The sequence below is a fragment of the Streptomyces olindensis genome, assembly GCF_040645895.1.
In the GTDB taxonomy this organism is placed as follows: Bacteria; Actinomycetota; Actinomycetes; order Streptomycetales; family Streptomycetaceae; genus Streptomyces; species Streptomyces olindensis.
Genome location: NZ_JBEYZD010000013.1, coordinates 93818 through 116512, shown reverse-complemented (window position 1 = coordinate 116512; position 22695 = coordinate 93818). Strand labels below are relative to the sequence as shown.

Annotated in this window: 24 protein-coding genes and 1 riboswitch; of the genes, 11 read left to right on the top strand and 13 right to left on the bottom strand. The window is 73.3% G+C overall.

Going from position 1 to position 22695, the window contains the following annotated elements; translation table 11 throughout:
• Window positions 1-13 precede the first annotated feature (13 nt).
• Window positions 14-811: an SURF1 family cytochrome oxidase biogenesis protein gene (locus ABZ948_RS11015; RefSeq protein WP_359758612.1), complete on the top strand. Its 798-nt coding sequence runs from the start codon at window positions 14-16 to the stop codon at window positions 809-811.
• Between the two features lie 177 nt (window positions 812-988).
• Here the strand turns inward: ABZ948_RS11015 and ABZ948_RS11010 are convergent, their stop codons facing one another.
• Window positions 989-3127 carry a carbon starvation CstA family protein gene (locus ABZ948_RS11010; protein ID WP_359758611.1) on the bottom strand — a complete coding sequence of 713 codons (2139 nt, stop codon included), beginning with the start codon at window positions 3125-3127 and terminating at the stop codon, window positions 989-991.
• A gap of 77 nt (window positions 3128-3204) precedes the next feature.
• On the bottom strand, window positions 3205-3417 hold the full coding sequence (locus tag ABZ948_RS11005; protein ID WP_031118928.1) for a DUF3311 domain-containing protein: 213 nt from the start codon (window positions 3415-3417) through the stop codon (window positions 3205-3207).
• Window positions 3418-3585: 168 nt separating this feature from the next.
• Between ABZ948_RS11005 and ABZ948_RS11000 the strand changes: the two genes are divergently transcribed.
• The 5 genes from ABZ948_RS11000 to ABZ948_RS10980 are packed head-to-tail and all read left to right on the top strand — an operon-like array spanning window position 3586 to window position 8604.
• A complete protein-coding gene (locus ABZ948_RS11000; RefSeq protein ID WP_359758610.1) occupies window positions 3586-5133 on the top strand; it encodes a sodium:solute symporter family protein in 1548 nt (515 codons plus the stop codon).
• Window positions 5130-5708, top strand: coding sequence for a sigma-70 family RNA polymerase sigma factor (locus ABZ948_RS10995; protein ID WP_435857478.1), 579 nt, complete (start codon window positions 5130-5132; stop codon window positions 5706-5708). Before ABZ948_RS11000 ends, ABZ948_RS10995 begins: the two co-directional genes overlap by 4 nt.
• Window positions 5705-6016 carry a hypothetical protein gene (locus tag ABZ948_RS10990; RefSeq protein WP_031118925.1) on the top strand — a complete coding sequence of 104 codons (312 nt, stop codon included), beginning with the start codon at window positions 5705-5707 and terminating at the stop codon, window positions 6014-6016. The genes ABZ948_RS10995 and ABZ948_RS10990 overlap by 4 nt, the downstream gene beginning before the upstream one ends.
• A gap of 33 nt (window positions 6017-6049) precedes the next feature.
• On the top strand, window positions 6050-7843 hold the full coding sequence (locus tag ABZ948_RS10985) for a glycoside hydrolase family 15 protein (protein ID WP_359758609.1): 1794 nt from the start codon (window positions 6050-6052) through the stop codon (window positions 7841-7843).
• Between the two features lie 5 nt (window positions 7844-7848).
• On the top strand, window positions 7849-8604 hold the full coding sequence (locus tag ABZ948_RS10980; protein ID WP_359758608.1) for an SDR family oxidoreductase: 756 nt from the start codon (window positions 7849-7851) through the stop codon (window positions 8602-8604).
• A gap of 59 nt (window positions 8605-8663) precedes the next feature.
• On the opposite strand, the gene amaP is transcribed toward ABZ948_RS10980, so the two are convergent.
• Genes amaP through ABZ948_RS10955 form a run of 5 tightly spaced genes read right to left on the bottom strand, consistent with a single transcriptional unit; the run spans window position 8664 to window position 11026 of the window.
• Complete coding sequence (amaP, locus tag ABZ948_RS10975; protein WP_359758607.1) at window positions 8664-9242, bottom strand: alkaline shock response membrane anchor protein AmaP; 579 nt, start codon at window positions 9240-9242, stop codon at window positions 8664-8666.
• A gap of 6 nt (window positions 9243-9248) precedes the next feature.
• Window positions 9249-9938, bottom strand: coding sequence for a DUF6286 domain-containing protein (locus tag ABZ948_RS10970; RefSeq protein WP_359758606.1), 690 nt, complete (start codon window positions 9936-9938; stop codon window positions 9249-9251).
• Window positions 9935-10318, bottom strand: a complete 384-nt coding sequence (locus tag ABZ948_RS10965) for a hypothetical protein (protein ID WP_359758605.1) — start codon at window positions 10316-10318, stop codon at window positions 9935-9937. Before ABZ948_RS10965 ends, ABZ948_RS10970 begins: the two co-directional genes overlap by 4 nt.
• The gene (locus tag ABZ948_RS10960; RefSeq protein ID WP_359758604.1) at window positions 10315-10500 is read right to left on the bottom strand and encodes a hypothetical protein; all 186 of its coding nucleotides are present in this window, start codon (window positions 10498-10500) and stop codon (window positions 10315-10317) included. The genes ABZ948_RS10965 and ABZ948_RS10960 overlap by 4 nt, the downstream gene beginning before the upstream one ends.
• Window positions 10501-10555: 55 nt before the next feature.
• Complete coding sequence (locus ABZ948_RS10955) at window positions 10556-11026, bottom strand: Asp23/Gls24 family envelope stress response protein (protein WP_359758603.1); 471 nt, start codon at window positions 11024-11026, stop codon at window positions 10556-10558.
• 87 nt (window positions 11027-11113) lie between these two features.
• Here ABZ948_RS10955 and ABZ948_RS10950 point away from each other — a divergent pair, with 87 nt between their 5' ends.
• Window positions 11114-11827, top strand: a complete 714-nt coding sequence (locus ABZ948_RS10950; protein ID WP_359758602.1) for a nucleopolyhedrovirus P10 family protein — start codon at window positions 11114-11116, stop codon at window positions 11825-11827.
• Between the two features lie 21 nt (window positions 11828-11848).
• Here the strand turns inward: ABZ948_RS10950 and ABZ948_RS10945 are convergent, their stop codons facing one another.
• From ABZ948_RS10945 to ABZ948_RS10920, 6 genes are all read right to left on the bottom strand, one after another.
• The gene (locus ABZ948_RS10945; protein ID WP_359758601.1) at window positions 11849-12652 is read right to left on the bottom strand and encodes an enoyl-CoA hydratase/isomerase family protein; all 804 of its coding nucleotides are present in this window, start codon (window positions 12650-12652) and stop codon (window positions 11849-11851) included.
• 153 nt (window positions 12653-12805) lie between these two features.
• Window positions 12806-13024, bottom strand: a complete 219-nt coding sequence (locus tag ABZ948_RS10940) for a helix-turn-helix domain-containing protein (RefSeq protein WP_010037790.1) — start codon at window positions 13022-13024, stop codon at window positions 12806-12808.
• A 335-nt stretch (window positions 13025-13359) separates the two neighbouring features.
• Window positions 13360-14958, bottom strand: a complete 1599-nt coding sequence (locus ABZ948_RS10935) for an ABC-F family ATP-binding cassette domain-containing protein (protein ID WP_359758600.1) — start codon at window positions 14956-14958, stop codon at window positions 13360-13362.
• Between the two features lie 204 nt (window positions 14959-15162).
• The gene (locus tag ABZ948_RS10930) at window positions 15163-16563 is read right to left on the bottom strand and encodes a hypothetical protein (protein WP_359758599.1); all 1401 of its coding nucleotides are present in this window, start codon (window positions 16561-16563) and stop codon (window positions 15163-15165) included.
• A gap of 233 nt (window positions 16564-16796) precedes the next feature.
• On the bottom strand, window positions 16797-17924 hold the full coding sequence (locus ABZ948_RS10925) for an alpha/beta hydrolase (protein ID WP_359758598.1): 1128 nt from the start codon (window positions 17922-17924) through the stop codon (window positions 16797-16799).
• Between the two features lie 140 nt (window positions 17925-18064).
• A complete protein-coding gene (locus tag ABZ948_RS10920; protein WP_359758597.1) occupies window positions 18065-18796 on the bottom strand; it encodes a class II aldolase/adducin family protein in 732 nt (243 codons plus the stop codon).
• 196 nt (window positions 18797-18992) lie between these two features.
• Here ABZ948_RS10920 and ABZ948_RS10915 point away from each other — a divergent pair, with 196 nt between their 5' ends.
• From ABZ948_RS10915 to ABZ948_RS10900, 4 genes are all read left to right on the top strand, one after another.
• On the top strand, window positions 18993-19745 hold the full coding sequence (locus ABZ948_RS10915; RefSeq protein ID WP_359758596.1) for a lysozyme: 753 nt from the start codon (window positions 18993-18995) through the stop codon (window positions 19743-19745).
• Between the two features lie 144 nt (window positions 19746-19889).
• Window positions 19890-21131 (top strand): inorganic phosphate transporter, encoded by a 1242-nt coding sequence (locus ABZ948_RS10910; protein ID WP_359758595.1) that lies wholly within the window; start codon window positions 19890-19892, stop codon window positions 21129-21131.
• 31 nt (window positions 21132-21162) lie between these two features.
• Window positions 21163-21384 carry a hypothetical protein gene (locus ABZ948_RS10905; protein ID WP_175431774.1) on the top strand — a complete coding sequence of 74 codons (222 nt, stop codon included), beginning with the start codon at window positions 21163-21165 and terminating at the stop codon, window positions 21382-21384.
• Between the two features lie 154 nt (window positions 21385-21538).
• Window positions 21539-21659: riboswitch (cobalamin riboswitch) on the top strand.
• A gap of 100 nt (window positions 21660-21759) precedes the next feature.
• A complete protein-coding gene (locus tag ABZ948_RS10900) occupies window positions 21760-22695 on the top strand; it encodes a cobalamin biosynthesis protein (RefSeq protein WP_359758594.1) in 936 nt (311 codons plus the stop codon).

Below are 22695 nucleotides of genomic sequence, written 5' to 3'. Positions count from 1 at the left end.
GTACGGTCGTGGGGTGTACCGCTTCCTGATGTCCCGGCAGTGGGTGATCCTCACGCTGATCGCCCTGCTTCTCATCCCCACGATGATCAGGCTGGGCATCTGGCAGATGCACCGCTACGAGGAGCGCACCGCCCGGAACCAGCTGGTCACCGACGCGCTGGCGGCCGAGCCGGTGCCCGTGGAGAAGCTGACCGCCCCCGGGCACACCGTCACCAGCGCCGAGCGGTACCGGACCGTGACCGCGAAGGGCCGGTTCGACACTGAGGACGAGGTCGTCGTCCGCCGCCGCACCAACTCGGACGACGAGGTCGGCTACCACGTCCTGACGCCCTTCGTCCTCGACGACGGCAAGGTCCTGCTGGTCAACCGGGGCTGGATCCCCTCCGACGGCCCGAGCCAGACGACGTTCCCCAAGGTCCCCGCCCCGCCGAGCGGCGAGGTCACCGTGCAGGGCCGGCTGATGCCCAGTGAGACGACCGCGGCGAGCGGCATCAAGGACCTCAAGGGCCTGCCGGACCGGCAGATCATGCTGATCAACAGCGAGCAGGAGGCCCGCCGCCTCGACGCGCGGGTGCTCGGCGGCTACATCGCCCTGACGGCCCCCGAGCCCAAGGGCGACACCCCCGAGCTGCTGGGCAACCCGGGCAAGGAGGACGCGGCGCTGAACTACGCGTACGCCATCCAGTGGTGGCTGTTCGCCGCGGCCGTCCCGGTCGGCTGGGTGGTCCTGGCCCGCCGCGAGGCCCGGGACCGGGCACAGGCGGCGGCCCGGAAGCAGGACTCCAGTGAGGCGGAACCGGCGGCGGTGTGACCACCGCCGGTCGCCCCGGCCGTCCGGCACCCTCCCCGCCACGGCCCGGCTTGCCGCCGATGCGTCAGCAGCAACGGCCCTGCCGGCACTCCTCCCGGTGCGACCGGTCGAGCACCTCCGCGAGCTCCCGGACATACCAGCGCACCGCCCGCACCCAGCTCAATACCCGCGTCGCCCTCACGACCGCGCCCCCGCCAACGGCTCCTCCGGCACGTCGAGGCGGGACTCCACGTACGGCGCCTCGGTCACCGGCAGGGAGCCCGGGGCCCTGATCGCCCGCACGCAGACCACCGCCGCGTTGCCGATCACGACGGCGACGAGCAGCAGGAACAGGGCGATCAGCACGCCGTCCACGGTGGAGTTGGTGACCACGGTGTGCATGTCGTCGAGGTTCTTGGCGGGCGGCAGGACCTGGCCCGCGTCGAGGGCGTCGGCGTACCGCGCCCGCTGGGCGAAGAAGCCGATCTTCGGGTCGTCGGAGAAGATCTTCTGCCAGCCCGCGGTGAAGGTGATCGCGACGACCCAGGCGAGCGGGACGCCCGTGACCCAGGCCCAGCGCAGCCGGCCGGACTTGATCAGGATCGTGGTGCAGACGGCCAGGGCGATCGCGGCGAGGAGCTGGTTGGCGATGCCGAACAGCGGGAAGAGCTGGTTGATCCCGCCGAGCGGGTCGGTGGCGCCGGTGTAGAGGAAGTAGCCCCAGGCCGCCACGACGAGGGCGCTGCAGAGCCAGATGCCCGGCTTCCAGGTGACCCGGCCGAGGGGCTTGAAGACGTTGCCGAGCATGTCCTGGAGCATGAAGCGGCCCACGCGGGTGCCGGCGTCCACCGTCGTCAGGATGAACAGCGCCTCGAACATGATCGCGAAGTGGTACCAGAAGGCCTTCATCCCGGCGCCCCCGAAGACCCCGGAGAAGATCTCCGACATGCCGACGGCCAGGGTCGGCGCTCCGCCGGAGCGGGCGATGAGCGTCTGCTCCTCCACGGCCTTGGCGGCCTGGGTGAGCTGGTCGGGCGTGATGGTGAAGCCGAGGCCGGCGACGGCGTGGGAGGCGGACTCGGCCGTGGTGCCGAGCAGGGCCGCCGGGGCGTTCATGGCGTAGTACAGGCCCGGCTCCAGGGTCGCCGCGGCGATCAGCGCCATGATCGCGACGAACGACTCCATCAGCATGGCGCCGTAGCCGATCATCCGGACCTGGGACTCCTTCCGGATCAGCTTCGGGGTGGTCCCCGAGGCGACCAGCGCGTGGAAGCCGGACAGCGCGCCGCAGGCGATGGTGATGAAGAGGAAGGGGAAGAGCCCGCCGGCGAAGACGGGCCCGGCGCCGGAGGAGGCGAAGTCGGTCACCGCGTCCGCGCGCATCACGGGCGCGGCGACGACCACGCCGACCGCGAGCAGGGCGATGGTGCCGATCTTCATGAAGGTGGAGAGGTAGTCGCGCGGCGCGAGCAGCATCCACACCGGCAGCACGGAGGCGACGAAACCGTAGCCGACCAGGCAGAACACCAGGGTGGTCGGGCTGAGGGTGAAGGCGGAGGCCAGCGAGGACTCCTGGATCCAGCTGCCGCCGACGATGGCGAGGAGCAGCAGGACGACGCCGATCAGGCTGGTCTCGACGACCCGGCCCGGGCGGATGACGTGCAGCCAGAAGCCCATGAACAGGGCGATGGGGATGGTCATCGCGACGGAGAAGGTGCCCCACGGGCTGTGGGCGAGGGCGTTGACGACGACCAGCGCGAGCACGCCCAGCAGGATGATCATGATGGCGAACACGGCGATGAGGGCCGCGGCACCGCCCAGCCGCCCGATCTCGTCGCGGGCCATCTGCCCGAGCGAGGTGCCGTCCCGCCGCATCGACAGGAACAGCACGACCATGTCCTGCACGGCGCCCGCGAAGATCACCCCTGCCACGATCCACAGGGTCCCGGGGAGATAGCCCATCTGTGCCGCGAGCACCGGGCCGACCAGCGGTCCGGCGCCGGCGATGGCGGCGAAGTGGTGGCCGAGCAGCACCCGGCGGTCGGTGGGCTGGAAGTCGACGCCGTCCTCCAGGCGTTCGGCCGGGGTGGCCCGGCGGTCGTCCGGCTTCAGGACGCGGCGGGCGATGAACCGGGAGTAGAAGCGGTAGGCGATGGCGTACGAGCCCAGGGCGGCTGTCACCAGCCAGACCGCGGAGATCCGCTCGCCGCGGGCCAGGGCGAGGACGCCCCAGGCGACCGCGCCGAGCAGAGAGACGGCGGTCCACACCACGAACGACCGCATGCGGGATTTTTCCGGCACCTCGGGGCCGGTTTCGGGCAGGGTTGATGCAGGCATGGCGGCTCCTCGCCTCGGCAGGTGGGTGAAACAGGGGGCGGATCAGCGGTGTGCGGATCAGCGGTGTGCGGTGTCGTTCAGCGATGTCGTTCGGTCAGCGCGTACGCGGCGAGCAGGCACAGGCCGCAGCCCGGTACCCAGGCCAGCTGGTACCAGTAGAAGAACGGCGTCCCCGCGAGCCGCGGATCCGCCCCGGCGTACAGCGGGACCCACAGCAACCCGGCCGCGGGTGCGAGGAGCAGCAGGGCGACGGCGACGCGCCGTAGCCGGGGATGCCCGGTCCGTGCCATGACCCGCGCTCCTCTCCCGCTCGCTGTCGGTCTGTGCAAGAGTTGCGCACCCGCCGGAAGTGGTTGACACGGCGTTTCCAGAAGATTTCTCCCCGGTTCCCTGTCCTCCGGACGGGCCGTCCGCGCAACTTACGCGCGAGGGCACAGGCACACCAAGGACGGTGACCCATGGCTGACGGCGCCATGACCGCGACGTTCCTCGCCGTGATCGGCGGGGCGTCGCTGCTCGCCGTCACCGCGCGGCGGCTGCGTCCGGTCGACCGGCTGCCCTCGCTGGAGGGCTGGGCGCTGGCCGACCGCGGTCTGGGCCCCGGCTGGACCTGGCTGCTGCTCGGCGGCACGATCTTCACCGCGTACACGTTCACCGCCGTACCGGGGCTGGCGTACGGCAACGGCGCTCCCGCCTTCTTCGCGGTGCCGTACACGGTGATCGTCTGCCCGCTCGCCTTCGTGCTGCTGAGCCGGCTGGGGAGCGTGGCCCGGCGGCACGGCTACATCACCGCCGCCGACTTCGTGCGGGGCCGCTACGGATCGTCCCCGCTGGCGCTGGTGGTGGCCCTGACCGGGATCCTCGCCACCATGCCGTACCTGGCGCTGCAACTGCTCGGCATCCGGGCGGTGCTGACGGCCGGGGGCGTGTATCCGCGGGGCGCCGCCGGCGACCTGGTGCTGGTGGCCCTGTTCGCGGGGCTCGCGGTGGCCACCTACCGGCACGGACTGCGGGCGCCGGCGGTCATCTCGGCGCTGAAGGCGGTGGCCGTGTTCGTGTCGCTGACCGCGGTGACCTGGCTGGTGCTGGAACGATTCGGCGGCCCGGGCCCGGTCTTCGACGGCGCGGCGGAGCGGCTGGGCGGTCCGGCGCTGCTGCTCTCCCCCGAGCAGCAGCCGGCCTACGCCACCCTCGCCCTCGGCTCCGCGCTCGCCCTGCTGATGTACCCGCACGTGCTCACCGCCGGTTTCGCCGCCGACGGGCCGCGCACCCTGCGCAGGGTCGCGGTGGCGCTGCCCGCCTGGACCGGGCTGCTCGCGCTGTTCGGCTTCCTCGGCGTCGCCGCCCTCGCGGCGGGGGTGCGGGCACCGCGCGGAGGTGCCGAGGCGGCCGTGCCGATGCTGGTCGACCGGCTGATGCCGGCGCCGCTCGCCGGGCTGGTGTTCGCCGCGATCGCCGTCGGGGCGCTGGTCCCGGCGGCGGTGATGTCGATCGCCGCGGCCACGAGCTTCGTCCGCAACGTGTACGTCGAGTACGTCCATCCGACGGCCACGCCCAAGCGGCAGGTGCGGATCGCCAAGGCCGTGTCCCTCACCGCGAAGGTGGGTGCCGTGGCGTTCGTGTTCGGACTGCGCGACCAGGACGCCGTCAACCTCCAGCTGCTCGGCGGCGTGTGGATCCTGCAGATCTTCCCGGCCGTCGCCGTCGGGCTGTTCACCGGGCGGCTGCACCCGCGGGCACTGCTCGCCGGGTGGGCCGTGGGCATGGCGTCGGGGACGTACCTGGTGGTGCGCGAGGGCTTCTCCTCGATCGTGCCGCTCGGCACCGGCGCCGGGCCGCTGGAGATCTACGCCGGGCTCGCCGCCCTGCTGCTCAACCTGACCGTCGCGGTGGCCGGCACCGCGGCCCTCGAACGCCTCGGCGTCCCGCGCGGCGCCGACGCCACCGACCTGCCGTCCCGCCTGACCGTCCGGCGCCGCCCGGAGACGGGAGCGAACAACCCGTGAGACGCAGAGAGAACCCCACGCTGCCCCCCGCGGCGGCACCGGCACCGGCCGAGCCGCTCGCCACCCCCGCCGGCGACCCCGCCGACCTGGAGCGGGAGGCCGGTGTCGCCCACCTCTTCGAGCTGCACTACTCCTCGATGCTGCGCCTGGCCGTGCTGCTCGGCGCCGACGACCCGGAGAACGTGGTGGCCGAGGCGTACTACCAGATCTACCGCAAGTGGCGGCGCCTGCGGGACGTGGCCGCGGCGGAGGCTTATCTGCGGTCCACCGTCTGCAATCTGACGCGGATGCGGATACGGCACCTCCAGGTCGCCCGGCGGCACGAGGAGAACCCGCCGGACGAGACGGTCGCCTCCGCCGAGCACGCCGCCCTGCTCCGCGAGGACCAGCGCGTGCTGATCGACGCGCTCCAGCAGCTGCCGCCCCGGCAGCGCGAGGCGCTGGTGCTGCGGCACTGGCTCGGGCTCAAGGAGAGCGAGATAGCCGCCGCGATGGGCATCTCCGGCGGCTCCGTCAAGACGCACACGGCACGCGGCATCGCCGCCCTGACACAGGCGATGGAGGCCCGGCGATGACGCACCGAGACGCGACACCGTCGCACGGCACCGACCGGACCGAGCAGGAACTGCGCGAGGCGCTGCGGGCCCTGGCGGGCGGGGTGCTCCCCGACCCCGACGCGTACCGCACGGCGCGCGGGGAGTGGCTGCGGCGCGAGCGCCGGCGGAGGCTCGTGCTGGCCGTGCTGATCACCGTCGTCTTCGCGCTGGCGGTGCTGATCGGCCTGTGGGTGCTCAACCAGGCCCCGTCGGACCCGGGGGTGATCTTCTCGGGCACCGGCGCCGCGGCCGCCGACGGCCTGTCACTCCCCCGGCCCCTGCCCTGATTGCCGCGCCGACTTGCCGGGAACCCGCACTGCGTGCACCCGAGCATCGAGGACTACGCGATCGTCGGCGACGAGCAGACCGCTGCCCTGGTCGGCACGGACGGATCCGTCGACTGGCTGTGCCTGCCCCGCTTCGACTCCGCCGCCTGCTTCGCCAAACTGCTCGGTGACGAGGACAACGGCTACTGGCGCATCGCCCCCGTGGGGGCGGACCGGTGCACCCGGCGCGCCTACCGCCGCGACACCCTCGTCCTGGACACCGAGTGGGAGACCGAGCAGGGGACGGTCCGGGTCACCGACCTGATGCCCCAACGCGACCGTGCCCCCGACCTCGTACGCATCGTCGAGGGCCTCGACGGCGAGGTGACGCTCCACAGCGTCCTCAAGCTGCGCTTCGACTACGGCTCGATCGTGCCGTGGGTGCGCCGGGCCGACGGCCACCGCGTCGCCGTCGCCGGGCCGGACTCGACGTGGCTGCGCAGCGAGCCGGAGGTGCGCAGCTGGGGCGAGGACTTCGGCACGCACGCGGAGTTCACGGTCCGGAAGGGGGAGCAGGTCGCCTTCGTCCTGACCTGGCACCCCTCGCACGAACCGCGCCCCCCGCTCGTCGACCCCTTCGACGCGCTGCGCCACAGCGTCGAGGACTGGCGGGCCTGGGTGTCGCGCTGCCGCTACGAGGGACCGTACCGGGACGCCGTCGTGCGCTCCCTGATCACCCTCAAGGCGCTCACGTACGCCCCGACCGGCGGCATCGTCGCCGCCGCCACGACCTCCCTGCCCGAGGAGCCGGGCGGGGTGCGCAACTGGGACTACCGCTACTGCTGGCTGCGCGACTCCACCCTCACCCTGGGCGCGCTGCTGGCGGCGGGCTACCAGGAGGAGGCGGAGGCCTGGCGGAACTGGCTGCTGCGCGCGGTCGCGGGCGACCCGGCGGACCTGCAGATCATGTACGGCCTGGCGGGTGAGCGACGGCTGCCCGAGTTCGAGCTGCCGTGGCTGTCCGGCTTCGCCGAGTCCACCCCCGTCCGCATCGGGAACGACGCCGTCAACCAGCTCCAGCTGGACGTCTACGGCGAGGTCATGGACTCCCTGTCCCTGGCCCGCGAGTCGGGACTGTCCCCGCAGCCGGACGTGTGGGCCCTGCAGACGGCCCTGCTGGACTTCCTGCGCACGCACTGGCGGCAGCCGGACGAGGGGCTGTGGGAGGTGCGCGGCGGCCCGCGCCAGTTCGTGCACTCGAAGGTGATGGTGTGGGTCGCCGCCGACCGTGCCGTGCGCACGCTGGAGCTCCACCCGGAGCTGGACGGCGACCTGGACGGCTGGCGCGCGCTGCGCGAGGAGGTGCACCGCGAGGTGTGCGAGAAGGGCTACGACCCGGAACGCAACACCTTCACCCAGTCCTACGGCTCGCGCGAGCTGGACGCCGCGCTGCTGCTCATCCCGCGCGTCGGTTTCCTGCCGCCCGACGATCCGCGGGTGGTCGGCACCATCGACGCGGTCCGCAAGGAGCTGGACCACGGCGGCTTCCTGCGCCGCTACAGCACCACCGACTCGGAGCGGGCGGACGTCGACGGACTGCCCGGGAGCGAGGGCACCTTCCTGGTGTGCTCGTTCTGGCTCGCGGACGCCCTGCACATGACGGGCCGTACGAAGGAGGCCCGGCAGCTGTTCGAGCGGCTGATGGGGCTCGCCAACGACGTCGGTCTGCTGGCCGAGGAGTTCGACCCGGTGACCGGCCGGCAGCTCGGCAACTTCCCGCAGGCGTTCAGCCACATCGGCCTGGTGAACACCGCCCTCGCCCTGTCCGGGGAGGACGGGGCAGGATAGGAACCATGGATCTTGGACTGAAGGACCGGGTGTACGTCGTCACGGGGGCCACGCGGGGCCTCGGCAACGCCTCCGCGCGTGAACTCGTCGCGGACGGGGCGAAGGTGGTCGTCTCGGGGCGGGACGAGAAGGGTGTCGCCGAAGCGGCGGCCGCGCTGGGCCCGAACGCGGTCGGGGTGGCCGTCGACAACGCCGACCCCGGGGCGGCGGCCCGGCTGATCGGTGCCGCCCGGGAGCACTTCGGGCGGGTCGACGGTGTCCTGGTCAGCGTGGGCGGGCCGCCGGCCGGGTTCGTCGCGGACAACACGGACGAGCAGTGGCAGACGGCGTTCGAGTCGGTGTTCCTCGGCGCGGTGCGGCTGGCTCGCGCCGCGGCCGCCGAGCTGGAGTCCGGGGGCGTCATCGGGTTCGTGCTGTCCGGGTCGGTGTACGAGCCGATTCCGGGGCTGACGATCTCGAACGGGCTGCGGCCGGGCCTGGCGGGCTTCGCCAAGTCGCTGTCCGACGAACTGGGGCCGCGGGGCGTCCGGGTGGTGGGCGTGCTGCCCGGGCGGATCGACACGGATCGCGTGCGCGAGCTGGACGGGTTGTCGGCGGACCCGGAGGCGACCAGGGCGGCGGCGGAGTCGAAGATCCCGCTGCGGCGGTACGGGTCGCCCGAGGAGTTCGGGCGGGTGGCCGCGTTCCTGCTGTCGCCGGCCGCGTCCTATCTGACCGGGGTCATGGTGCCCGTCGACGGAGGAGCGCGGCACGGGTTCTGAGAGCACCGGCGGCGGGCGCGCGGGGATCGCTCGCGCGTTTCCCCGCTCCCCCGGGCACGTCAGCTCACCCGCTCCGCGTGGTGCCGGACGCCACTCAGCCGTACCTCCGCCGGAAGTGACGCCAGCCCGGCGGAGTCCCGTGCGTGCGCCAGCGCCTGACCCGTGAAGTCGTTCAACGCGTCCCCGGGGTCCACGTGCGGCTCCAGTGCGAGGCGTACGCGGGCCTCGGGGGCGCTGCGGCGGCCCCTCAGGTGGGCGCGGGCGCGGTCGACGCCGTCGATCCGGGCCGCCTCCTCGCCGAGGACGCTCTCCAGGGCCCGGCCGCGCAGCAGCGCGCCCTCGCCGTCGCCGGTGTCGACGAGGACCTCGGCGAGGCGGCGCCGGCGCAGCACCGAGACGAGCCACCACAGGGCGAGCAGCAGCAGGACGGCGAGCGCGGCGATGACGACCGGCCACCACCAGCCGGCGTCGCGCCAGCGGGTGCGTTCGGCCTCGCTCAGCAGCACGTCGTGCCGGTCGTGGTGGATCCACCAGGAGGGTGCCGGGGCGCCGAGGCCGACGGCCAGGACGGAGCCGCCCAGCACCAGCAGGACGAGCCCCACCAGCCCGAGGAACACACGGTTGACGGTCCTGAGCACCGCACCTCACCCCTTCCGGCCGGGCCGCCGGACGCGCACCGACAGCGAGGGCGGCCGGGACAGCCCCAGTCCGCGGACCGCGTCGCCGAGCACGGCGTCCAGATCGGTTCGTACGTCGTCCAGTTCACGGAAGTGGGACAGGGCGCGGACGTTCGCGCGGCGACGGCGCACCCGTACCCGTGCCGACTGCACGCCGGCGACCTCCATGGCCCGGTCGCGCAGCGCGGTCGCGGCGGCGTCCCGGTCCAGGCCCGCGCGGACGTCGCCGTGCGTGCGGCGCATCGGGAGCACGTGCCGCAGGCCGGGTGTGGCGGCCAGGACCAGCAGCCAGAGCCCCAGGGCGGCGGCGACCCCGGCCCCGACGAGCACCCAGGTGTCGTCGAGGGGCCGTTCGGCGAGCTGCCGGGCCAGCTCCCGGCGCCAGTGCATGCCGGGCCGGTCGGCCCGCACGGAGACGATGTCGTAGAGGAACAGCCCGGCGAGGCCCAGGAGCAGCAGGGCGACGATGCCCGCGGGGATGCGGCGCGTCGACCAGAAGCGGCCCGCGCGGCCGCCCTCGCCGTCGGGCGCCTGCGGCGGTCCGGGCGACGACTCCGACCGGTCGGGTCCGGCGCCGGCCTGGGACTTCTCCAGGACCGGCAGGCGCTGTGTGGTGCCCTCGGGCTCGGGCGGTTCCGTGCCCTGGGGTTCGCTCATCGCGTCCTCCCGTGTGCCGCGCCGGGCGCCGCGGTCAGGTGCAGCCGCTCCACGTGGACGACGACCTCCGGCACCTGCATTCCCACCAGGGCGCCCACCCGGTCGACGACTTGGCGACGCACCCGGCGGCAGCGGTCGCCGATGTCGCAGGGGTAGTCGAGTTCGACGTGGACGCGGACGTGGACCACGTGGTGGTGGACGACGACCGAGGCGGACGGCCGGCCGGCGTCGGGCGGCAGCGTCCCGACGGCCTCGCGGGCCGCCTGGGAGGCGATCTTCGCGACGACCCGGTCGGCGATCCGGGTCGCGCCGCGCTCCCCCGCCGGGACGACGGTCAGAGGTCTGTCGAGCTCACCGGCCCCCGCGCTCACGGACGTCACCGCCGCCGTTCGCCACGGGTGCGGAAGAAGTCGCCCAGGTCCATGTCCCCCTCCAGGAACCGGCCGACGACGAAGCCGACGGCGCCCAGCGCCGCGACCAGCAAGAAGGCACCGAATCCGCCGAAATACCCGGCGAAGGCCAGCGCCATGCCGGCGATCATGCCGACCACGGCCATGCTCATGCGCTCCTCAGCTCCTCAGCTCCGCTGCCGCTGTGTTGTCCGGTGCCCCTGGTCCTCACTGGATCCGGCGCTCCGGTTCCTCTTCCTCTTCGTCCGGCAGCTTCACGTCGCTCACCGCGATGTTGACCTCGACGACCTCCAGGCCCGTCATCCGCTCGACGGCGGTGATGACGTTCTCCCGTACGTCCCTGGCCACGTCGGCGATCGACACGCCGTAGTCGACGACGATCTCCAGGTCGAGGGCGGCCTGCACCTCGCCGACCTCGGCCTTCACTCCGCGGGTCACCGACTTCTGGCCGCCGGGCACGCGGTCGCGCACTGCTCCGAACGTGCGGGACAGCCCGCTGCCCATGGCGTGCACGCCGTCCACGTCTCGTGCGGCGAGGCCGGCGATCTTCTCCACGACGCCGTCCGCGATGGTCGTCCGGCCCCGGGAGCCCGGGTCTCCGCCGCGCTTGGCCAGCGGACTCCTGCGTGCCGCCGGCGTTTCGGTCTCCCCGCCCCGGTTCTCGGTCATGTCAGTCATCGCCGTTCGTCCTTTTCGGTTGTCGTCCTGCGACCACCGTAAGCACGGTTACGTGGTGGCGCGCCTCTGATGCGGCAGGCTGGAGGAATGACGGCCGACCGGTGGACACGGGCAGTGAGACATCAGCTGGGTTTCGGCAGGCTCCTGCCGTTGGGTGAGGCGCGCGACGGCGCGTGGATCGCCGAGCAGGCGGCCGAGGCGGTGCTGCGGCGCGCGGCCGAGGACGCTCCGGGCGTGCGCGTCGACGCGCTGCGTATCGTGCTCGCCGACTCGGCGGACACGCGGGAGCCGGCCGTGCCCGCTCCGCCGAGCGCGCTGCCGCCGGGCCCGCTGCGGGTGACGGCCGAGTTCGCGGCCACGGCCTCGGAACCGCTGCCGACGACGGCGTCCCTGCTGCGGGCGACCCTGGCGACCGCCGCGACGCAGCGGATCGGCCTGGCGGTGCGCGAGGTGGATCTGCGGGTGACGGGGCTGCTGGACGAGGAGGCTGAGCCCGGGCCCGCCGTGCGTCTGCCCGAACCGTCCCCGGCCGCGCAGCCGGAGGAGGGCGACGAGGCTCGCGCGGCGGCGACGGCCCTCGCGGTCCCGGGCGTGCTGCATCTGACCGGCGCGCTGGGTCACCCCGTGCACATCGAGGAACTGGCGGGCGACGCCGCGCTGTCCCACCGCCATGTCCGGGTCGAAGTGGCGGTGGGCGCGGACCACCGGGCCCGGGACGTGGCCCGCGCGGTCCGTACGGCGGTCAGGACGGCGCTGCCGGACCACCCGACGGTGGCGGTGCTGGTGAGCGCGATCGGCTGACCGCCCGGCGGCCCGGCGGTCTCAGTCGCCGACGCCCGCCAGGTCCCGCAGCCTGCGCGCCTGGGACTGGCGTTCGGCGGCGCGCTGCTCCTCGTAGGTGCGGTCCTGGGCGCCGCGCAGCAGGGCCTTGGTCTCCACGACGGCGTCGCGGGGCGCGGCGAGGACGGCCGCGGTGAGGTCGCGGACGGTGTCGTCGAGCTGGTCGGCGGGCACGGCCACGTTGGCGAGCCCGGTGCTGACGGCCTCCTCGGCCGTGACGAAGCGCCCGGTCACGCAGATCTCCAGCGCGCGGGCGTATCCGACGAGCCCCACCAGCGGATGGGTGCCCGTCAGGTCGGGCACGAGTCCGAGGCTGGTCTCGCGCATGGCGAACTGCACGTCGTCGGCGACGACGCGCAGGTCGCAGGCGAGGGCGAGCTGGAAGCCCGCCCCGATGGCGTGTCCCTGGACAGCGGCGACGGAGACGATGTCGCTGCGCCGCCACCAGGTGAACGCCTCCTGGTATTCGGCGATGGTCGCGTCCAACTCGGCGTCGCCGCCCCGCGCGAGGTCGACGAACGACGGTTCGCCGTCGAAGCCCTCGGGCGTGAACGCCTGCCGGTCGAGGCCGGCCGAGAAGGACTTGCCCTCGGCCCGCAGCACCACGACGCGGACGGAGCCCGGCAGCTGCCGCCCGGCCTCGGTCAGCGCCCGCCACAGAGCGGGGCTCTGCGCGTTGCGCTTGGCCGGGTTGGCCAGCGTCACCGTGGCGATCGCGTCGTCGACGGTGAGCCGTACGCCGTCCTTGTCGAGTACGGGAACGAGGTCCTGGTCGGACGAAGCCATGGGACGCCTCCGATGTGTGCGGTCGTCTTCCGCGCCGTGCGACGGCGGATGTCCCGCCGCATCACGGCACAGCTAAGTGACTGCACAGTAACCACCCGGCCGCTCAGCCTGCCGACCGGGTGGCCACCATCGAAGCCGTGGGGCCACCCGGGGTCAGGCCGTGGCCTTTTTGCCCCGTGTCGCCCCGCCACGCCCTCGCAGCGTGACGCCCGACTCACTGAGCATGCGGTGCACGAAGCCATACGAGCGGCCGGTCTCCTCGGCCAACGCCCGGATGCTCGCACCGGCGTCGTACTTCTTCTTCAGGTCTGCCGCGAGCTTGTCGCGCGCGGCGCCGGTCACCCGGCTGCCCTTCTTCAGAGTCTCGGCCACCCGTGCCTCCTCATGGGAAGTGCGCTCTGGTCTCCTCATGATCACCCCTCCGAGCCTTGATGGCCACCCATTCGGCAAGGTCCGTGAGACAAGGTTGTGACGACGGGAGCACATCCCCACATCCGGAATACGGAATTCCGGAGAGCGGCGTCCGTACGCCCGAACGGATTGCCCCGGGAAATGCCAGGTCAGAAAGGCGACGCGGCCGAGCCCGGAAGAATCGGGGGCTCGGCCGCGAATTCGATGTAGGACACACCTCGGTACGAGGAGATCTCACACAGATGATGGATCACCGCTAGGCCGAATGATCCATACGCCGTTGATCACGCATTCGATCAAGCGAGGGCGACGAGGTCCGCGTAGTCGGCGCCCCACAGGTCCTCGACGCCGTCCGGCAGCAGGATGATCCGCTCCGGCTGGAGCGCCTCGACGGCACCCTCGTCGTGCGTGACGAGGACGACGGCGCCCTTGTAGGTGCGCAGCGCGCCGAGGATCTCCTCGCGGCTGGCCGGGTCGAGGTTGTTGGTGGGCTCGTCGAGGAGCAGGACGTTCGCCGAGGACACCACCAGCGTGGCGAGGGCCAGGCGGGTCTTCTCACCGCCGGACAGGACCCCGGCCGGCTTGTCGACGTCGTCGCCGGAGAACAGGAACGAGCCGAGCACCTTGCGGACCTCGACGAGGTCCATGTCGGGTGCGGCGGAGCGCATGTTCTCCAGGACCGTGCGGTCGGGGTCGAGGGTCTCGTGCTCCTGGGCGTAGTAGCCGAGCTTCAGGCCGTGGCCGGGGACGACCGCGCCCGTGTCGGGCTGCTCGACGCCGCCGAGCAGCCGCAGCAGGGTGGTCTTGCCGGCGCCGTTGAGGCCCAGGATGACGACGCGGGAGCCCTTGTCGATGGCCAGGTCCACATCGGTGAAGATCTCCAGCGAGCCGTAGGACTTCGACAGGCCCTCGGCCATCAGCGGGGTCTTGCCGCAGGGCGCGGGCTCCGGGAAGCGCAGCTTGGCGACCTTGTCGGACTGGCGGACCGCCTCCAGGCCGGAGAGCAGCTTGTCCGCGCGGCGGGCCATGTTCTGCGCGGCGACCGTCTTGGTGGCCTTGGCGCGCATCTTGTCGGCCTGCGAATGGAGCGCGGCGGCCTTCTTCTCGGCGTTGGCGCGCTCGCGCTTGCGGCGCCTCTCGTCGGCCTCGCGCTGCTGCTGGTAGAGCTTCCAGCCCATGTTGTAGACGTCGATCTGGGCGCGGTTGGCGTCCAGGTAGAACACCTTGTTGACGACTGTCTCGACCAGGTCCTCGTCGTGGGAGATCACGATGAAGCCGCCGCGGTAGGTCTTCAGGTAGTCCCGCAGCCAGATGATCGAGTCGGCGTCGAGGTGGTTGGTCGGCTCGTCGAGCAGCAGCGTGTCCGCGTCGGAGAACAGGATGCGGGCCAGCTCGATGCGGCGGCGCTGACCACCGGAGAGGGTGTGCAGGGGCTGGCCGAGCACGCGGTCGGGCAGGTTGAGCGCGGCGGCGATCGTGGCGGCCTCGGCCTCGGCGGCGTACCCGCCCTTGGTGAGGAACTCCGTCTCCTGGCGCTCGTACTGCTTGAGGGCCTTCTCGCGGGTGGCGCCCTTGCCGTTCGCGATGCGCTGTTCGTTGTCGCGCATCTTGCGGATCAGGACGTCCAGGCCGCGCGCCGAGAGGATGCGGTCGCGGGCGAGGACGTCGAGGTCGCCCGTGCGCGGGTCCTGCGGGAGGTAGCCGACCTCGCCGGAGCGGGTGATGGTGCCGCCGGCGGGCATGCCCTCGCCCGCGAGGCACTTGGTGAGGGTCGTCTTCCCCGCGCCGTTGCGGCCGACCAGGCCGATGCGGTCGCCCTTGGCGACCCGGAAGGTGGCGTTTTCGATGAGGACGCGGGCACCGGCGCGCAGCTCGATACCGGAGGCGGAGATCACGGACAGACTCCAGGGCGGATACGGGGGCGGGATGGGCGGCTGAGGACGTTCCCGCCGTCTAATGCGCGAGGAGAATGGCCATGGGGGACAGTCTAACGGGGGCGTGCAACCACTTTTTCTGCGTTCGGGTGTTCGGTTCGTCTCGCGGGGGGGGGGCGGGATCTCGCGGAGGCGGGATCCCGGCGCCCCGGACGGGCCGGGCGGCTAGTGGCCGCCGGTGTGCACCTGGAAGGCGGCCCGGCGCACGGCCTTGGCCAGGGCCGGGTCGGGGTGTGCCGCGGCGAGGGCGACCAGGACCTGCACGGTGCGCGGGTGCCCCACGGCCCGCACCTCGTCCAGGAGCATCGGGACGGTCGGCTGCACGGCGGACTCCAGGTGGCGGACGAGCAGCGGGGCCTCCCCGTGGTCGGCGACGGCGGCGGCCGTGTCCACCCACAGCCAGGTCGCCTCCTCCCGGGTGAGGACCTCGTGGGCGTCCTCCGGGTCGGCCCCGTCGTGCTCGGCCAGCCACAGCAGCGCGTACGGCCGGAGCGTCGGCTCCTCCAGCACGGCGCGGACGTCCGGCTCGGCGGGGGCGCCGACCACGCGCAGCGCCTCGAAGGCGAGGCCGCGCAGCAGGGCGTCCTCGCCGCGGGCGGCGCCGAGAAGCTCGGTGACGGCGCTGCCCACGGGCCGGGCGGCGAGCCAGGCGCGGTACTCGGCACGGGCCGCGTTCGGGCGCAGCTGGGCGCAGCCGCGGAGCATGTCCTCGGCGGCCTGCTCGATGTTCCCGGCGGGGCTCTGCGCGGCGACGCAGATCTGCTCCAGCTTGACCCAGACGGCCCAGCTGCCGAGCGGGGTGAGCGTGGCCTGGCCGTCGCCGTAGGTGAGGGCGCCGACGGAGGCAAGGGCGCGCAGGGCCCAGTCGAGGAGGGGGGCGAGCGGGGCGTCGGTGGGCTCCGGTTCGGCCGCCGGCTCGGGCTGGGGGCCGTAGGGGATCTCGCAGCGGGCGGTGCGCAGTTCGGTGACGCGCTGCTCCAGGAGGTCCAGGAGCTGCTCGACGGGGACGGGGCCGGCGGACAGCTGGAGGAAGGAGAGCACCTGCGGCATGGCCGAGACGACCTCGGCGACGGCGGCGGGCTCGTGCTCCTCGGGTTCCGGATGGGCGAGCGACCAGGCGTCGAAGAGGGCGACCCAGCCGCGCAGTACGGCGCTGTCGTCGCGGTTCCAGGCGCGCAGCCGCCAGCCGGGGCGGGCGCTGTCGCCGTGCACCTCGACGAGGCCGGCGAGGCGGGCGGTGTCCCAGTCGGCTCTGACCTGAGCCGGGGTCAGGCCCAGGTCCGAGGCGGCCCGTTCGGCGGTCGCGTCGGAGAGGGTGGCCTTGCCGTCGGCGGTGGCGCTGTCCCCGCCGGGGCCGAGGGCGGCGTCGGCCCAGCGGGCGACGCGGGCGGCGTCGGCGAGGCCGGAGCGTGCCATTCTGGCCAGCTCCGCCGGTGCCGGGGTGCCCTCCGGGGGGCGCGGCGCGGGGCGGCGCGAGCGCTGCTGGTTCATCGCTCTGGGGGCGGCGGCCAGGGGTCGCGGGCGGACGAGTCGAAGCCTGGAGTCGCGCGGGATACGGGACGTCACGGGGGCAGTCTTCCGGTTGACGGTCCGAAAACCCAAACGGAATGTCACGGCGGGCGACGGGGATGGCCAACGCACCGGTCCCCGGGAGTGGTCGAGGGCCGGGAACAGGCCAGTGGTACGACGCTAAACGGAATCATCGCGACCGGTCGGTGGGGAGCCGGACGGGACGTGGTTGCGACGGGGCGAAGGGGGCGTGAACGGGGGGTGTGACGGGCCTGCACCCGCCGCAGGGGTCACATGAGGGGGGTGAGGAAGCGCCGCAGGGCCTCCTCGTACGCCTCGGGGTCGGCGTTCCACATCGCACCGTGGGGGGCGCCGCGGACGGTGTGGAGGGCGACCATGTCGGGGCGGGCGTCGGCGAGGCGGCGGGAGAGCCGCCAGGGGGCGACCGTGTCGTCCGGGCCGTGGAAGAGGAGGGCGGGGACACGGACGCCGTCGTACGGGGCGGCCCCCGTGGCGCGGTCGCCGTACAGGCCGGTGCGGCCCTGGGCGGCGCGGACCGCCAGGGGCAGCAGCGCGCCCGGGGTGCGGCGGGCGGCGGCCAGAGCGCGCAGCGTGGTCTCCCAGCTGAGGACCGGGGAGTCCAGGACGAGCCCGGAGACGCGGTCGCGGAGCTCCGAGTGCTCGGCGGCGCGCAGGGCCATGGTGGCGCCGGTGGACCAGCCGTGCAGGACGACCTGGCGGGCTCCGTGGCGTACGGCGTGGCGGATGGCCGCGTCGAGGTCGCGCCACTCGGTCTCGCCGAGGTGGTTCAGGCCGTCGGGCGGGCGGGGTGCGCCGAGGTCGCCGCGGTAGGCGAGGGCGAGGACCGGGAAGCGGTTGCGGTGCAGGAACTCCATGACGTTCATGGCGATTTCCCGGGTGGTGCCCAGGCCGTGCGCGGCGATCACCCAGGTGTCCCGGGCGCCGGGCACGAACCACGCGGGCAGCGCGCCGAGTTCGCCGGGGATCTCGACGTCGGTGTGTTCGAGGCCGAGGGCGGCGCCGGGGTCGCCGACGTACACGTTGGGGGTGAGCCACGCCTTGTCGCCGGGGCGCAGGGCGCCGTGGGTGACGCGCTCCAGGCGGCGTACGACGGTGTCGGCGGTGTGCGGGGCGTCGGCGAGGACGGGGCCGACGACGGCGTGGGAGCCGTCGCCGGCCAGGCCGTAGCGGCCGGGCCGCAGGGCGGCCAGGTCCCGGGTGAGGCTGATCTGCCCGGCGGCCGTGCCGTGCACGGTGAGCCGGGGTTCGGTGGGCAGGGGCCTGCCCGGACGCGCCTTGAGCGCGGCGTCGCTGGCGAACCGGCCGGCGGCCACCGCGGCGGCCCCGGCCCCGATCACGGCGGTGACGGCAGCGGCCGTCGCTTTGACAGTGCGCACCCGTCCAGTGTCCTGGCGGACCCGGCCGGCGACCAGTGGGGGGCGGCGGTGGGGTGAGGCGCACGCCGGCCGCGGCTGGCGGCGGCATCCGGGGCTCGTGAGGGCGGTGGCGGCGCGGTTCCTGGCGCGGGCGGCCCCGGTCACTGACGCTGGCCGTAGCCGCGCAGGCGCTGTTCCACCTCCGTCAGCTGGTCGCGGGAGAGCAGGCTCGGGGACAGGCCCGGCACCGACGTGGCGGTCAGCCACAGGCGGCACATCCATTCCAGCTGTGCGGTGCGGTCGTAGGCCTGGTCGAGGGTGGCGCCGTGGGTGATGGTGCCGTGGTTCTGCAGGAGGCAGCCGGCGCGGTCGGCGAGGGCGCGGAGCATGTTCTCGGCCAACTCGTCGGTGCCGTACGTGGCATACGGGGCAACCCGGACGGGCCCGCCGAGGGCGGCGGCCATGTAGTGGATCAGCGGGAGCTCGCCGACGAGCGTCGAGACGGCCGTCGCGTGCACGGCGTGGGTGTGGACGACGGCGCGGGCGTCGGCCGTGCGGTAGACGGCGAGGTGCATGGGCAGTTCGCTGGTCGGGACGAGCGTGCCGAGGACCTGCCGGCCGTCGAGGTCGACACCGGTCACGTCGCCGGGCGTCAGCCGGTCGTACGGGACGCCCGACGGCGTGACCAGCACGGTGTCCCCGACGCGCACCGAGACGTTGCCCGAGGTGCCGACGACGAGGCCTTCGGCGACCGTTCGGCGGGCCGTGGCGACGAGGTCCTCCCAGGCGCGCGCCTCCTCGGGTCGGACACCCCTCCGCCGCGGTTCCCCCGCACCCTGTCCGCCGCCCCGGGCGTCCCGCCCGCCCCGCTCGCCGCCTCGCTGCTCAGCCATGCGGCGATCCTGCCAGCCGGTTCCGCAACCCGCCGCCGGGCGGGGGCACTTTAGGCCGGAAGCCGACCATCCGTAAGGGCGCAGACCGGCACAAAAGCCCTCGCGATCTTTCTTGGCCGGAGATCTTCGGGCATTCAATGATCTTCCAGTACGCTCTGGGGGATTTGCCGTGCACGTCGCCATTCCGGGGGGAAACATGGCCCGTGACCGCACACCGACCCGACGCCGCGGCCGATGGCTCGCGGTGTACGCGGCGGCACTCGCTCTGGGAGGGACCGCGCTGGCCGAGGCGCCGGCCTCGGCCGCGAGCCGCCCGAAGGGACACGACGTCTCGTCCCACCAGAAGAACGTCGACTGGCGGAGCGCGAGGAGCAAGGGCGCCCGGTTCGTCTACGTCAAGGCGACCGAGTCCACCACCTACCGCAACCCTTACTTCGGCCGGCAGTACAACGGCTCGCGCGCGGCCGGCCTCGTCCGCGGCGCGTACCACTTCGCGCTGCCGAACCGGTCGTCGGGCACGGCGCAGGCGGCGCACTTCGTGGGCAACGGCGGCAGCTGGAGCGCCGACGGCTGGACGCTGCCGCCCGCGCTGGACATCGAATACAACCCGTACGACAAGAAGCGGAAGTGCTACGGCCTGAGCAAGGCGGGGATGGTCGGCTGGATCAAGGCGTTCAGCGACGAGGTCAAGCGGCTCACCGGCCGTCGCCCCGTGATCTACACGACCACCCACTGGTGGAAGACGTGCACGGGCAACAGCTCCGCCTTCGCCGCCGACCACCCCCTGTGGATCGCCCGCTACGACTCGGCGAGCGCGGGGACGCTGCCGGCCGGGTGGTCGTCGTGGACGTTCTGGCAGTACGACAACGGCAGCGGCACTCTTCCGGGTGACCAGAATCTCTTCAACGGGTCACTCGATCGACTGAAGCGGTTCGCGCGGGGCGCCTAGCCGTTGGGGCGCAAGGCCCGCCAGGACAGGGCGGAACACCGACCTTCCGTTGCGGACACCCCTGCGCCCCTCCCAGTTCATCTTCCGTTCACTCAGGTTACTTACGGTCGTCGCGCCAACGACCTCGAACGATTGCCTGGGTAAATGGAAAGCTTCTCGCTGATCCTCGCGATTGTGGTGGTAACCGCACTCGCGTTCGATTTCACGAACGGTTTCCACGACACCGCGAACGCGATGGCCACGACCATTTCCACGGGCGCCATGAAGCCCAAGGTCGCAGTGGCCATGTCCGCGGTCCTCAACCTGGTCGGCGCCTTCCTGTCCGTCGAAGTCGCCAACACGATCTCCAAGGGCCTCGTCGACGAGGCCGGTATCCGCCCCGAGGTCATCTTCGCCGCCCTGGTCGGCGCGATCCTCTGGAACCTGCTGACCTGGCTGGTCGGCCTGCCGTCCAGCTCCTCGCACGCCCTGATGGGCGGCCTGATCGGCGCCACGATCGCCTCGGCGGGCGTCGGCGCGGTGCACGGCGACGTGCTGGTCACGAAGGTGCTGATCCCGGCGATCGCCGCCCCGCTGGTCGCGGGCGTCGCGGCGATGCTCGCCACGCGGCTGACGTACTCGCTGGGCAGGAAGGCCGACGGCAAGGCCTCCGAGAAGGGCTACCGGGCCGGCCAGATCGCCTCCGCGGGCCTGGTCTCCCTGGCGCACGGCACCAACGACGCGCAGAAGACGATGGGTGTCATCACCCTGGCCCTGGTCGCCGGCGGCGCCGTCGCGCCCGACTCCGACCCGCCCATGTGGGTCATCCTCTCCGCGGGCATCGCGATCGCGCTCGGCACCTACCTGGGCGGCTGGCGCATCATCCGCACCATGGGCAAGGGCCTGACCGACCTCCGGCCGCAGCAGGGCTTCGCCGCCCAGACCAGCGCGGCGACGGTCATCCTGGCCTCCTCCCACCTCGGTTTCTCCCTGTCCACCACGCACTCGGTGTCCGGCGCGGTGATGGGCGCGGGCCTCGGCCGCAAGGGCGGCGTGGTCCGCTGGTCGACGGCGACGCGGATGTTCGTCGCCTGGGGCCTGACCCTGCCGGCGGCGGCCCTGGTGGCCGCGCTCGCCGAGTACGTGACCGGCTTCGGCGACTGGGGCACCGCCGTGGTGGCCGTCTTCCTCGTCGCCTCCTCGGCGGCCATCTGGAAGATCTCCCGGCGCGAGGTCGTCGACCACACCAATGTCAACGACACCGACGACGCGGAGCCGGCCGGTGTGGTCACCACGGCGATGGCCGCGGTGACGCCGCCGCCTGCGGGCGGCACCTCCGCCGACGTGCCGCCGATACCGGCCCAGGCCACCGCCGAGCGCACACCCTCCACGACCACCACGGTCTGACCCGCCCACCGGCAGCGAGAAGGAAGCAGAGATGAAGATCGACTGGGCGGCCCTCGGCTCCGTCTTCGGCGTGAGCCTCGTCGTCACCGTGGCCCTCGTGGGCCTGTTCACCCTCGGCATCACCGGCCTGTCGCGCCGCGAGCGCGCGGTCGCCGAGGGCGGGTCCGCGAGCCTCGCCGTCACGGGCGCGTACGCGTGCTTCGCGGCGTGCGCGGCGGCCGTGGGCTACGGGATCTATCTGATCGTGGCCTGACGGCCCGATCGCACAGCGTGTCCGCCGGGCGGCACGGGACCTCGGTCCCGTGCCGCCCGGTCGTCGTGTGCGCGAAAGGGGCGATGTGGGGTTCTCCACACTCTCCCCGCGCAGGTCAAGGGCAAGTTGACGGCGGTTCGCGGCCGTGGTGGACTTCCGGGGCCAGTACGGCGGCAGGAGAGGAAGCCGGTGTGAGTCCGGCGCGGTCCCGCCACTGTCACCGGGGTAGCCATCCCCCGGGAGCCAGGAACTCTCACCGCCGGTCTCGTCGAACCAGGGCGTGGACACCCTGAGTGAGGACACGTATCGCCATGCGCGGCTGCCGATCGAGGTTCAGCACCCCACCCCTGCCTGCCCTGTTGGCCGGCTGAGCCCATGGGTGCCGGTCGCGTCTTCGCGTACGGCGCCGCCGCCGGCCTGATCGGTGACCTGCTGCTCGGCGATCCCCGCCGGGGGCATCCGGTCGCCGCGTTCGGGCGGGCCGCGGGTGCCGTGGAACGGGTGTTGTGGCGGGACCACCGCGGGTGGGGCGCGCTGCACACGCTCGTGTGCGCGGGAGGAGCCGTCGCGCTCGGGGCCGTCGCCGAGCGTGCCGTGCGGTCCTCCGCCGTCGCCTCCGTCGCGCTCACCGGAGCCGCCACCTGGGCCGTCGTCGGGGGCACTTCGCTCGCCCGGGAGGCCGGGACCATCGGGCGTGCCCTGGAGGCGGGGGACGTGGAGGCGGCCCGGGCGCGGCTGCCGCATCTGTGCGGGCGCGATCCGCAGGCCCTCGACGCCGACGGGATCGCCCGGGCCGTGGTCGAGTCCGTCGCCGAGAACACCTCCGACGCGGTGGTCGGGGCGCTGGTGTGGGGGGCCGTGGGCGGGGTGTCGGGGCTGCTCGGGTTCCGGGCCGTCAACACCCTGGACGCCATGGTCGGGCACAAGTCGGCCCGTTACCGGCGCTATGGGTGGGCCTCCGCGCGGCTGGACGACCTCGCCGGGTGGCCGGGCGCGCGGCTGACCGCCGTCCTCGCAGTGCTGGCCGGGCCGGATCCGCGGGGGGCCGTCCGCGCCTGGCGGGCGGACGCGGCGCAGCACCCCAGTCCCAACGCCGGGCCCGTGGAGGCCTCGTTCGCGGGGGCGCTCGGGGTGCGGCTGGGCGGGACCCTGTCGTACGGCGGGCGGGTGGAGCACCGGCCCGTGCTGAACACGGACGGGCGGGCCGTCGTCCGCCATGACGTCGAGCGGGCCGTGCGGCTCTCGCGGCGCGTCACCTGGCTGGCGCTCGGGGTGTGCGCCGGCGCGCGGTTGCTGAAGAGGGGGAAGTGA